The following is a 10,313-nucleotide window of genomic DNA, read 5'->3' on the forward strand; positions in this document are numbered from 1 at the left end:
CGGCCACGGAGGAGTCAGCCACCGAGGAAATCGGTGAGGCGGCGGCCCAGTTCGGCGGGTGCGGCCTGCGGCAACGCGTGATGCGAGATGTCGGGCAGTACGTCTGTCTCCGCGCGCGGCAACAGCCCGCCTGCCTGCGCCGCCACTTGGCAGGCGTCATGAGCCCTGCCGTTGCCGGCCAGGACCAGCAGGACCGGCACGTCCAGGCCCCGCAGCGCCTCCGGCACCGGGCGGGGCCCTGTCACCGGCTTCGCGGAGGGGAAGCCGGCGGCCGTCTCCTGGAGGCGGAGCCAGTCCGGGTCGAGAGCCACTCCCCCGGCCTCCCACTCCAGGAAGGCGCGGACCCGGTGGGGCGCGGGGCGCAGCAACATCGGCAGGGCATGCAGCAGGTACGCCGCCTTGTACCCGGCAAAGCACTGGGTCGGGTCCAGGAGGAACAGGCGGCGCACCCGGGCGGGCGCCAGCAGCGCGTAATGCAGGGCGATCCAGCCGCCGTACGAGTGCCCGCCCATGTCCGCCGTCTCCACACCGAGGCCGTCCAGGAGCGCGTCCAGCCAGACGGACAGGTCGGCGACCGTACGGGGATGACGGTCGCCGGCCCGTTCGCTGCGGCCGGGGGCGCCGATCAGGTCGACGGCGAGGACACGGTGGTTGCGGGCGAGGTCGGCGGCCTGGGCGTGCCAAGAGGCGGAGGTCGCACCTCCGCCGCCTGGCAGGAGGAGAAGCGGGGGCGCATCGGGCGGTCCGCAGGCGTTGACGTACGTCGTACCGAACGGCGTGGAGACGCGGATCGCCTCCCGTTCCGCGGGCCATTTGGCCATGACCTTGTCGTAGGCCGACTGAAAGGCGTCGCTGTCGTACGTGCTCATGGAGCCCTCCCGTATTATCTCGCCGAGCGAGATTTTCGACGAGCGAGATGATAGCCGGAGGCGGCACATGCGGAACCAGGGCCCCGAGATGGAGATCGTTCATCTCCTGCGAGCAGTGACGGTCGAACTCGGCCTGCGCAGCGCCCGGTTCGCGAGCCACAACGGCATGCACCCGACGGACGTACGCGCCCTGATCGAGCTCATGGATGCCTCCCGGGCCGGCGAGGAGATGACGGCCGGGCGGCTCGGTGCTGCGCTCGGGCTCAATTCGGCCGGGACCACCTCGCTGCTCGACCGGCTGGAGGGGGCCGGGCATGTGCGGCGGGTGCGGGGCCGGCAGGACCGGCGCAAGGTGGTCGTCGAGGTGGACGAGCGGGCGGTCGAACTGGGGTGGTCCTTCTTCGGGCCACTCATCGGGAAGGCGGTGGAGCTGCTCCAGAACTGTGACGAGCGGGAGCGGGAGGCGATCCGGGGCTTCCTGGAGGGAATGCGGGAGGCCTCGGCCGGGAGCGAGTGACGCCCCCGTACAGCCTTCGCTCTGTCTCCTCCGCTCCCGTACTCCCTCGTATACGACGGAGCCCACCCGCTCTCAAGGCGGGCCCCCAGCCCACAAGCACCAGGTAACACGGGGTTCACGGCCGAGCAATGATCGGGAAATGGCCTGTTGACAGGCTGCGGTCATCCCCGCGGCACCCTTGTGCCGCACCCCGCGGCGCCCCAGTGCCGCAGCGCCGCGCGCCCGTGACGACCGAGCGCAACAAGACCCACCCCGAAGGATGTGGCCCGTGACCTTCAAGGCTGAGTACATCTGGATCGACGGCACCGAGCCGACGGCCAAGCTGCGTTCCAAGACGAAGATCCTGGCCGATGACGCCAAGGGCGAAGCGCTGCCGATCTGGGGCTTCGACGGGTCCTCCACGAACCAGGCCGAGGGCCACGCCTCCGACCGCGTGCTGAAGCCGGTCGCCACCTTCCCGGACCCGATCCGCGGCGGCGACGACGTGCTCGTCATGTGCGAGGTCCTCAACATCGACATGACGCCGCACGAGTCCAACACCCGTGCCGCGCTCACCGAGGTCGCGGAGAAGTTCGCCGCTCAGGAGCCGATCTTCGGCATCGAGCAGGAGTACACCTTCTTCAAGGGCTCGCGCCCCCTCGGCTTCCCCGAGGGCGGCTTCCCGGCCGCGCAGGGCGGCTACTACTGCGGTGTCGGCTCGGACGAGATCTTCGGCCGTGACATCGTCGAGGCGCACCTGGAGAACTGCCTCAAGGCGGGTCTCGCCATCTCCGGCATCAACGCCGAGGTCATGCCCGGCCAGTGGGAGTTCCAGGTCGGCCCGGTCTCCCCGCTGGAGGTCGCCGACCAGCTGTGGATGGCCCGCTGGCTGCTCTACCGCACCGCCGAGGACTTCGACGTCTCCGCGACCCTCGACCCCAAGCCGGTCAAGGGCGACTGGAACGGCGCCGGCGCCCACACCAACTTCTCCACCAAGGCGATGCGCGAGGGCTACGACGCGATCATCACCGCGTGCGAGTCGCTGGGCGAGGGCTCCAAGCCCATGGACCACGTCAAGAACTACGGCGCCGGCATCGACGACCGCCTGACCGGTCTGCACGAGACCGCCCCGTGGAACGAGTACTCCTACGGTGTCTCCAACCGTGGCGCCTCGGTCCGTATCCCGTGGCAGGTCGAGCAGGACGGCAAGGGCTACATCGAGGACCGCCGCCCGAACGCGAACGTCGACCCGTACGTCGTGACGCGCCTGATCGTCGACACCTGCTGCACGGCCCTGGACAAGGCCGGCCAGGTCTGACCCGTACCCGTACGACGCAGCTCCGTACGACTCCGTGAGGGGGCGTCCATCACAAACGGTGGACGCCCCCTCACCGTTGTCCGCTTCGTCTGCTTCAATGGGCCCATGGCCAGCCCTCAGAAGCACCCCGCGACAGGTCGCCATGACCTCGAGCCCTTCTGGCCCTCCCGTCAGCACCACGTCTTCGACCGGGAGTGTTGCCGCGCGGTGAACGCGCCGGCCCTCTAAAGCCGCACCTCGGCCTTCGGTCGGCGCGCAATGACGTACGTCCCCCGACGAACCTCTCGCGCGAAAAGAGCTGACCTCTCATGGCGAACACTCGTTCCCTCTCCCCCACCGCCGCACCCCTGAACTCCCCCGCCCGGCACCGGCTGCGTGCCGTCGACCGGGACGAGGTGGTGGACGTGGCGGACTTCCTGCCGCCGGGCGCCACCCTGCTGCCCGCGCCCCCGCACACCCTGCCCACCCTCCCGGGGCGGCCGCCGATGGTCGGGTATCTGGTGCTCGTCCCGGCCGACCAGCAGCCGCCGTTCGCGCCGGTGGTGGTGCCCGAGCGGGCGGAGACGGGTGCCGGGGCCGCCGACGACCCGCTCGTGCGGGTCGACACCGCGCAGCGCACCGCCGAGGTGGACGGGCGCGCGCTCGACCTCACGTACCTGGAGTTCGAGCTGCTCGCCCATCTCGTCACCCACCCCCACCGGGTGTACACCCGCGACCAGTTGGTCACCACGGTGTGGGGGTACGGGCATGTGGGCGACGGCCGTACCGTCGACGTCCACATCGCCCGCCTGCGCCGCAAGCTGGGCGCCGAGCACCGGCAGGTGATCCAGACCGTGCGCCGGGTGGGGTACAAGTACGCGCCGCCGGCGGGGCGTTGACGCTCTGCTGAGGGCAGATTCCCGTTCCGTCCCGTGAGCCGGCCGGGCAGAGTCACCGGTATGAGACTTCTGCTGCTGGGTGGGACAGAGTTCGCGGGACGGGCCGTCGCGGAGGCGGCCCTCGGGCGCGGCTGGGAGGTGACCGTCTTCCACCGGGGACGGCACGCGCCTCCCGCCGGGGTGCGGTCACTGCACGGTGACCGCACCGCGCCCGACGGGCTCGCCGCCCTCGCGGAGGGAGAGTGGGACGCCGTCGTCGACACCTGGTCGGCGGCGCCTCGGGCCGTACGGGACACGGCGCGGCTGCTGCGGGGCCGCGCCGGGCGGTACGTGTACGTGTCGAGCTGCTCGGTGTACGAGTGGCCCCGCCCCGCCGGATACGGCGAGGACGCACCCCTGGTGGAGGACGCCTCCGCCGACGCCGAGCAGACCGACTACGCCCGGGACAAACGGGGCGGCGAACTGGCCGCCGTGGAGGCCTTCGGCGCGGACCGTTCGCTGCTCGTGCGGGCCGGGCTGATCCTCGGGCCGTACGAGAACGTCGGGCGGCTGCCGTGGTGGCTGGGCAGGATCGCCCGCGGCGGACCCGTCCTCGCGCCCGGGCCGCGCGACCTGCCCCTCCAGTACGTCGACGTCCGTGACCTCGCCGAGTGGGTTCTCGGCGCGGTGGAGCGGGAGTTGAGCGGGCCGTACAACCTCATCAGCCCGCAGGGGCACGCCACCATGGGCACCCTGCTCGACGCCTGTGTGCGCGCCACCGGCGGTCCGGCCGAGCTGCGGTGGACCGACCCGGACGTGATCCTGGAGGCGGGTATCGAGCCGTGGGTCCAGCTGCCGGTGTGGGTGCCGCCGGGCAGCGACCTGCACGACGCCCTGCACGCCGCGGACGTCTCCCGGGCGCTGGCGACGGGACTGGACTGCCGGCCCGTCGCCGACACCGTGACCGATACCTGGAAGTGGCTCCAAGGCATCGGCGGTACGGCGCCGCAGCGGCCGGACCGGACGGCCAAGGGCCTCGATCCGGAGGTGGAGGCAAAGGTGCTGGCGAGCGGCGGAGGTGTACCTGGCAACACCCCCTGATCCGGCGCCCAGCCCCCGTGCCCCGCGCCGCCCCCTCGGCCAGACTGACGCCATGACGACCATCGAGACGAAGAGCGGCAGCGGTTCAACCAGGGTGCGGGGGTCCGGGATCGCGGCGGTACGGGGGCTCGGGCTGGCGCTGGTGCTGCTGCCGGGGGCGGTGCTCTGCTTCACGCTCTCCCTGGTGTCCATCGCGTTGATACCGATCGGGATCGGGCTCGTCACCACGCCCTGGGTGCTCACGGGGGTGCGGGCGTTCGCGGACTGGCGGCGGGTGCTGGCCGCCCAGTGGTGCGGGGTGAAGATCCCGTCGGCGTACCGGCCGGTCCCGGAGGGCGCCAACCCGTGGACACGTACGTTCGCTTTGCTGCGCGACCCGGCGACCTGGCGGGACCTGAGGTGGCTGCCGGTCGACATGACGGCGGGGTTCCTCACCGCGCTGCTGCCGGCGGTGCTGTTCCTCTACCCCCTGGAGGGGTTCGCGCTGGCGGCCGGGCTGTGGCGGGTCTTCGCGGACGCCGGATACGTCGCGTACTGGTACGGCTTCGTGCCGGTCACGGGCCAGGCCTCCGCGTTCGGCGCCGCCGCGCTGGCGCTCGCGCTCCTCTTCCTGGCCCACTTCGCCGGCCCGCGGCTGCTGAAGGCCCACTTCCAGCTCACCCGCGCCCTCCTCGCCCCGGGTCAGGGCGAGCTGGCCGAGCGCGTCCGCGTCCTGACCGAGACCCGCCGGGACGCGGTGGACACCTCGGCCGCCGAACTGCGGCGCATCGAGCGGGACCTGCACGACGGGGCGCAGGCCCGGCTGGTCGCGATGGGCATGGACCTCGGCACCGTCGAGGCGCTCCTCGACAAGGACCCCGAGAAGGCCAGGCAGTTGCTCGCCGAGGCCCGCCGGAACTCCGCCGACGCGCTCACCGAGCTGCGCGACCTGGTGCGCGGCATCCACCCGCCCGTGCTCGCCGAACGCGGACTGGGCGACGCCGTACGGGCGTTGGCACTGCGGCTGCCCGTCAGCACCGAGGTGGACGTGGACCTGACGGGGCGCGCGGACGAGCCCGTCGAGTCGGCCGCGTACTTCGCCGTGAGCGAGGTCCTCACCAATGCGGTGAAGCACGCGGAGGCGGATCGGATCTGGGTCGATGTGCACCACGCGGAGGGGATGCTGCGGATCGCCGTCACCGACAACGGCCAGGGCGGTGCCGTGATCGGGGCGGGTTCGGGACTCTCCGGAGTCGAGCGGCGACTGGGTACATTCGACGGCGTCCTGGCCGTCAGCAGCCCCGCGGGCGGTCCCACCATGGTGACCATGGAGATCCCTTGCGAGTTGTCCTAGCCGAAGACCTCTTCCTGCTGCGCGACGGACTGGTGCGGATGCTCGAGGCGTACGACTTCGAGATCGCGGCGGCGGTGGAGAGCGGGCCCGAACTCAACCGGGCGCTCGCCGAGTTGGAGCCGGACGTCGCCGTCGTCGACGTCCGGCTGCCGCCTTCGCACACAGACGAGGGCTTGCAGTGCGCATTAGAAGCGCGCCGGGCGAGACCCGGGCTGCCGGTGCTGGTGCTGTCGCAGCACGTGGAGCAGTTGTACGCGCGGGAGTTGCTGGCGGACGGGACCGGCGGAGTCGGCTATCTGCTGAAGGACCGGGTCTTCGACGCCGAGCAGTTCATCGACGCCGTACGCCGGGTCGCGGCGGGCGGCACCGCGATGGATCCGCAGGTGATCCAGCAGCTGTTGTCGCGGCGTCAGGCGGAGAGCCGGCCGCTGGGGCGGCTGACGCCGCGTGAGCGGGAGGTGCTGGAGCTGATGGCACAGGGCCGCTCGAACGCGGCGATCGCGGAGCGGCTGGTCGTGACAGAACGGGCCATTGCGAAGCACACCTCCAACATCTTCGCGAAGCTGGGTCTTGAGGTGTCGGACGATGACAATCGCCGCGTACTGGCCGTTCTCGCTTATTTGGATCAGGGCCGCTGAAAAGGAACCGGCAGAGGACGCTACGGGACCGACAGAGGGCCGGTATAAGAATTGGGCTCTTACCGAAGATTCACTGAATCAGATTCAGCATTCCCCCCTCAACTGCCGTTGAAACAGGGGGTTCTGGGCCCCTTGCGCCGGAATTGCTCCACCAATCTCTCACCAATTTCTGATGCCGCTGAACGCCCCATGAGCCCCTTGCGTACTGAACGACGCCGCTTCACCTCCTGTCGGGCGCCTCAATGCCCCGCAAGGAAGCCAGAGGAGTTCCATGGGACGCACAAACCGAAAACGCCGCTCAACGCTCGCCAACCGGGCGATAGCCGCATCGGCGGCTCTCGCGCTGGGTGGCGGCGGCTTGCTCGCGGCCAATATCTACGCTTCTGCGGGCGAGGGTGGAGACTCGCCGCAGAACGCGCAGACCACCGCCGCAGGGGTGGCAACGATCAAATGCCCGGACGTCGGCCAGCAGCTGACGGACGTGCCGGACGGCGCACGCCAGGGTGTCGACCAGGAGCTGGCGAAGCTCGACCAGCAGGTCACGGACGCCTACAAGCGCCTCGCGGACACCCGCCAGGCCCAGGCCGGCGACTCCGGCTACGTCGACAACGCCATCCTCGGCCCGCTGAAGTCCAAGCGGACGGCCACCATCGACCGGATCGGCATCAACATCCGGAACGCGGGCGGTCAGCCTCCGCAGGGAGCCGAGCAGATGGCCCAGTGCGAGGGTGTGCCGGCCGAGCAGCCGGACCCCGCCGCGGGTGACGGTCAGGACCAGGCCGACGGCCAGGATCAGGGCCAGGACCAGGGTGACGGTCAGGATCAGGGTCAGGACCAGGGCGACGGTCAGGATCAGGGCCAGGACCAGGGTGACGGTCAGGATCAGGGCCAGGAGGGCAACGGCCCGGTCGCGGACGACTTCCAGGACATCACCCAGGTTCAGCCGACCGGCGGCCCGCAGGGCGTGGACGGAAACGGACTCGCCGCGAACGGTGACAGCGGTTCGCAGGGCACCTTCACCACGAACTGCGGCACCAACGAGAACGAGAACCGCAACTCGGACAACGTGATCGTCGCTCCCGGTGTCAGCAACGGTGCTCAGCACCAGCACGACTACGTCGGCAACCAGGCCAACGACGCTTTCGCGAGCGACGAGGACCTGGCGAACGGCGACACCACCTGCGAGAACCAGGGCGACAAGTCGTCGTACTTCTGGCCGGTGCTGCGTGTGCAGGACGGTCAGGACGACATTGACGCCAACGCCCCCGGTGGCGGTCAGGACGGCAACGTCGGCACGATCATCCAGGCCAGCGAGGCCCAGCTGAAGTTCGTCGGCAACAAGCAGAGCGATGTCACCGCGATGCCGGAGGCCCTGCGCATCATCACCGGTGACGCCAAGGCCTTCGTGAACGGCAACGGCAACGCCAACACGAACTGGAGCTGCACCGGCTTCGAGGACCGCCAGCTGACGGACAAGTACCCGCTCTGCCCCGAGGGCAGCTCGGTGGTTCGGACGACCAACTTCCAGAGCTGCTGGGACGGTCAGAACATCGACAGCGCCAACCACCGCGATCACGTGGACTTCGTGAACGAGGACGGCAGCTGCTCGAACGGTTTCCAGGCCATCCCCCAGCTCCAGGTCCGCCTGGTCTACGACGTTGACGCGCCGCAGATCCAGAACGGACAGGTCCAGAACCCGTTCGCAGTGGACTCCTTCCCGGACCAGCTGCACAAGCCGATCACCGACCACAACGACTTCATCAACTTCTTCAACGAGGAGACGATGAACCAGGTGGTCGACTGCATCAACAGCGGCCAGGACTGCCAGTAGTCCTGAACCACTAGGAAGCCGGCGGTGGGATTTCCCACCGCCGGCTTTCGCTTGCCCCGAACCGGTGCGGTCAGTGACCGCCACTGTTGTGACTACCACCGGGATTCATGTGCTCGGACCCCTCCTCCATGGTCCCGCCGAGCGAGCCGCGCAGCGCCGTGACCGTCTTCTCCTCGCCGACGGCGACCCACTTGCGGCCGACGAGGTAGTAGCCGCCGTAGTCCTTCGCCCCGTTCAGCCACTCACGCTGACCGCGGTCGGTGGCGAAGGTGGCGAGGACGTACTTCTCGGCGCCCTTCTTGCAGATGGCCTGGCGGATCGTGTCCGCGTCCGTCTGGATGTTCGGCTTGCACTTCGCCTCGGCGGCCAGGCTCTCCAGGCTCCCCGTCGCCGTCTCCGGCACACTGGCGCTGTCGCCGCCGTCGTCGGACCCGCAGCCCGACAGCGCCAGCACCGCCACGGCCCCGGCCGCGGCCAGCTTCTGTCGCGTCAACCTCATCTTTTCCTCCGGTCCCGTCCGGCGACATGAACTCCACGCCGCAGAGAGCCCTGGCAAGGGCCCTGTACTCGATACGGCTCCCAGAGGCCCCACGCTCAATCGGTCCCCCACCGAACCACACGCCCGGCCCGGTCGGCCATCTCCCGCCGAGACCCACCGGACGCCCACGCGACGCCCACCGGACGCCCACAGACTCACGGAGTGAGGCGCTGGACATGTGAACACCCTTGCGGCACCGTCCCGTTGGAGGCCGGATCCGATCGGTAAGGTGTTCGCATGACAACCGGGGTACAGGTACGTCGCAGGATGGGTGTCGAGGAGCGGCGGCAGCAGTTGATCGGCGTCGCGCTCGAACTGTTCAGCCGACGCTCGCCCGACGAGGTCTCCATCGACGAGATAGCGTCGGCCGCGGGCATTTCCCGGCCCCTGGTCTACCACTACTTTCCCGGCAAACTCAGCCTGTACGAGGCGGCGTTGAAGCGGGCGGCCGACGATCTGGCGACCCGGTTCGTGGAGCCGCATGATGGCCCGCTGGGCGCGCGGCTGCTGCGGGTGATGCGGCGGTACTTCGACTTCGTCGACGAACACGGGCCCGGATTCTCGGCGTTGATGCGGGGCGGCCCCGCGGTGGGCTCCTCGGCGACCAACGCCCTCGTCGACGGCGTACGACAGGCCGCGTACCTCCAGATACTGGCGCATCTGGACATCGACCACCCGCCCGCCCGGCTTGAACTGGTCGTCCGCTCCTGGATCTCACTCGCCGAGTCGACGGCCCTGATCTGGCTGGACGGCCGCCGCATCCCACGCGTCGAACTGGAAGCGCAGCTCGTCCACGACTTCGCCGCGCTGACGGCGGTGAGCGCCGCGTACGACGACGAAATGGCGACGCTGCTGCGCCGCATGCTCAAGGACGAGCCGGCCGAGGGCCCGTTCACGGACCTCGTCGGCCGGCTGGTCGCGCTCGCGTCGTAGGCCTGCTGCTCTGGCCTTACTCCTCGAACTTGATGTACGAGGCGTCGAGGTCCCGCACCTCCGCGGAGGCGTGCAGCGTGATCCCGCCGGCGGGCTTCACATGCGCCCGCAGCAGCTCCAGCGTCCGCTCAGTCAGCGCCGCCTTCGTCTCCTCCGTACGGCCAGGCAGCAGCGCGACCGCGACATGCACCAGCGCGTGCCCGTCCGCCTCCGCGCCGATCACCAGGTCCTCGGTCGGCCGGAACCGCGTCTTGCACGCCTCGATCTTCGCGGCGGCCGTCTCCACCACCATCGTGTGCAGCGCGAGCGCGAAGCCCTTCCGGTCGAAGGCGTCGGCGAGCGGCGCCGAGTAGTCGACGGTGATCTGCGGCATGGGCACTCCTGTTCTACGGGTCTTGC

General features: G+C 70.0%; 11 protein-coding genes. 8 read left to right on the forward strand and 3 right to left on the reverse strand.

Annotated elements, in window-relative coordinates; genetic code table 11:
- Positions 1-14: 14 nt before the first annotated feature.
- Positions 15-869 carry an alpha/beta fold hydrolase gene (locus OP79_RS33320; protein ID WP_033325504.1) on the reverse strand — a complete coding sequence of 285 codons (855 nt, stop codon included), beginning with the start codon at positions 867-869 and terminating at the stop codon, positions 15-17.
- A gap of 67 nt (positions 870-936) precedes the next feature.
- On the opposite strand from OP79_RS33320, the gene OP79_RS33325 reads away from it, so the two are divergent.
- From OP79_RS33325 to OP79_RS33355, 7 genes are all read left to right on the forward strand, one after another.
- Positions 937-1,386, forward strand: a complete 450-nt coding sequence (locus tag OP79_RS33325) for a MarR family winged helix-turn-helix transcriptional regulator (RefSeq protein ID WP_033325506.1) — start codon at positions 937-939, stop codon at positions 1,384-1,386.
- A 268-nt stretch (positions 1,387-1,654) separates the two neighbouring features.
- On the forward strand, positions 1,655-2,683 hold the full coding sequence (gene glnII, locus OP79_RS33330) for a glutamine synthetase (protein WP_033325508.1): 1,029 nt from the start codon (positions 1,655-1,657) through the stop codon (positions 2,681-2,683).
- Positions 2,684-2,991: 308 nt separating this feature from the next.
- Positions 2,992-3,561 (forward strand): winged helix-turn-helix domain-containing protein, encoded by a 570-nt coding sequence (locus tag OP79_RS33335; protein WP_033325510.1) that lies wholly within the window; start codon positions 2,992-2,994, stop codon positions 3,559-3,561.
- 60 nt (positions 3,562-3,621) lie between these two features.
- Positions 3,622-4,641 (forward strand): SDR family oxidoreductase, encoded by a 1,020-nt coding sequence (locus OP79_RS33340; RefSeq protein ID WP_033325511.1) that lies wholly within the window; start codon positions 3,622-3,624, stop codon positions 4,639-4,641.
- Between the two features lie 52 nt (positions 4,642-4,693).
- Positions 4,694-5,974, forward strand: coding sequence for a sensor histidine kinase (locus OP79_RS33345; protein WP_033325513.1), 1,281 nt, complete (start codon positions 4,694-4,696; stop codon positions 5,972-5,974).
- A complete protein-coding gene (locus OP79_RS33350) occupies positions 5,959-6,612 on the forward strand; it encodes a LuxR C-terminal-related transcriptional regulator (protein WP_033325514.1) in 654 nt (217 codons plus the stop codon). Before OP79_RS33345 ends, OP79_RS33350 begins: the two co-directional genes overlap by 16 nt.
- Before the next feature lie 271 nt (positions 6,613-6,883).
- A complete protein-coding gene (locus tag OP79_RS33355) occupies positions 6,884-8,443 on the forward strand; it encodes a DUF1996 domain-containing protein (RefSeq protein WP_033325515.1) in 1,560 nt (519 codons plus the stop codon).
- Positions 8,444-8,513: 70 nt separating this feature from the next.
- On the opposite strand, the gene OP79_RS33360 is transcribed toward OP79_RS33355, so the two are convergent.
- Positions 8,514-8,942, reverse strand: coding sequence for a hypothetical protein (locus tag OP79_RS33360; RefSeq protein WP_078492163.1), 429 nt, complete (start codon positions 8,940-8,942; stop codon positions 8,514-8,516).
- 276 nt (positions 8,943-9,218) lie between these two features.
- On the opposite strand from OP79_RS33360, the gene OP79_RS33365 reads away from it, so the two are divergent.
- Positions 9,219-9,914 (forward strand): TetR/AcrR family transcriptional regulator, encoded by a 696-nt coding sequence (locus tag OP79_RS33365; RefSeq protein ID WP_106972537.1) that lies wholly within the window; start codon positions 9,219-9,221, stop codon positions 9,912-9,914.
- A gap of 16 nt (positions 9,915-9,930) precedes the next feature.
- Here the strand turns inward: OP79_RS33365 and OP79_RS33370 are convergent, their stop codons facing one another.
- On the reverse strand, positions 9,931-10,287 hold the full coding sequence (locus OP79_RS33370) for a 5-carboxymethyl-2-hydroxymuconate Delta-isomerase (protein ID WP_033325518.1): 357 nt from the start codon (positions 10,285-10,287) through the stop codon (positions 9,931-9,933).
- Between the last annotated feature and the right edge of the window lie 26 nt (positions 10,288-10,313).

The sequence above is a fragment of the Streptomyces yerevanensis genome (genome assembly GCF_000716805.1).
Lineage (GTDB): Bacteria > Actinomycetota > Actinomycetes > Streptomycetales > Streptomycetaceae > Streptomyces > Streptomyces flaveus.

Bases quoted from the DNA above. Each gene is read 5' to 3' on its own strand.
- OP79_RS33320 (WP_033325504.1), bottom strand. From the start codon at position 869: ATGAGCACGTACGACAGCGACGCCTTTCAGTCGGCCTACGACAAGGTC.
- OP79_RS33325 (WP_033325506.1), top strand. From the start codon at position 937: ATGCGGAACCAGGGCCCCGAGATGGAGATCGTTCATCTCCTGCGAGCA.
- OP79_RS33335 (WP_033325510.1), top strand. From the start codon at position 2,992: ATGGCGAACACTCGTTCCCTCTCCCCCACCGCCGCACCCCTGAACTCC.
- OP79_RS33340 (WP_033325511.1), top strand. From the start codon at position 3,622: ATGAGACTTCTGCTGCTGGGTGGGACAGAGTTCGCGGGACGGGCCGTC.
- OP79_RS33345 (WP_033325513.1), top strand. From the start codon at position 4,694: ATGACGACCATCGAGACGAAGAGCGGCAGCGGTTCAACCAGGGTGCGG.
- OP79_RS33355 (WP_033325515.1), top strand. From the start codon at position 6,884: ATGGGACGCACAAACCGAAAACGCCGCTCAACGCTCGCCAACCGGGCG.
- OP79_RS33360 (WP_078492163.1), bottom strand. From the start codon at position 8,942: ATGAGGTTGACGCGACAGAAGCTGGCCGCGGCCGGGGCCGTGGCGGTG.
- OP79_RS33365 (WP_106972537.1), top strand. From the start codon at position 9,219: ATGACAACCGGGGTACAGGTACGTCGCAGGATGGGTGTCGAGGAGCGG.
- OP79_RS33370 (WP_033325518.1), bottom strand. From the start codon at position 10,287: ATGCCGCAGATCACCGTCGACTACTCGGCGCCGCTCGCCGACGCCTTC.